The 917-nt window shown below is 48.1% G+C and carries 1 protein-coding gene; it reads left to right on the top strand.

Annotated elements, in window-relative coordinates; genetic code table 11:
- Positions 1-98 precede the first annotated feature (98 nt).
- Positions 99-917 (top strand): alanine racemase (locus A3750_RS17725; RefSeq protein WP_197475121.1); only part of this gene is annotated, 819 nt, incomplete at its 3' end.

Here is a 917-nt window from a genome sequence, read left to right as displayed (position 1 = left end):
TACCATCTTGGCCATCTTGGATATTGCCCAAAGCCTTGCGTAGCAGTAACCTTCGATCAATCTTCTCAAAATCAATAACAAAAAGAGCCGCGCGCCCTATGCACTCCAACAACCCTGTGCCCTCTGAGACCTCTGCACCCCTGCAGGATTCGATTCTGCAATATCACGCCTTGAGTAAACTCCTAGCCGAAGCGGGTATTAGTCAGCCAACACTCGTTATTGATCAGGCCGCTTTAAATCGCAACATTGCGCAGCTAAAGCAAATACTAAACGAGGGTTTTGTGCATCGCTTAGTGGTAAAGTCCTTGCCTTGCATGCAGCTGATTGACCACATCAGCGCTCAAACGCAATCCGAAACGCAACGCTTTATGTGTTTTCATGCTCCCTTCATTCAGCAAATTGCGTCACGCTATGCATTGAGCGACATATTGTTAGGAAAACCACTTCCCGCAGCGGCTTTCGAACAATTGCTTGTTTGGTTTATGCAGCAACCAAAGAGCAAATCGGCACCGAAGTTGTCACAAGTTCAGTGGCTGATCGATAGCCACGCGCGTCTTGAGCAGTATCAAGCAATCGCTAAAAAGCACCACGCAAGCTTGCGGATAAATCTTGAAATAAATATCGGCTTACATCGAGGTGGTTTCAGCCTTAATGCAGAATTCGAAGATACGATCACGCTTCTCGAAAAAAGTAATAATCTAAGGTTTGCGGGATTAATGGGGTATGAAGCACATGCGGCGAAGATCCCCTCTATTTTAGGTGGGCTGAAGGGTGCGCTAGATGCCAGCTGGCATAGCTACGAAGCGTTTAAAGAGCGTGTCGAGCATCTCAGTGTGCCTGGCACCTGCTTTAACTCCGGAGGCAGTACTACGTTCACCGAGTACACCGCGAAAGCGCCTTGCAATGAGCTCTCGGTA

Source organism: Oleiphilus sp. HI0079 (assembly GCF_001635105.1).
This window is presented reverse-complemented; position numbering and strand designations above follow the sequence as displayed.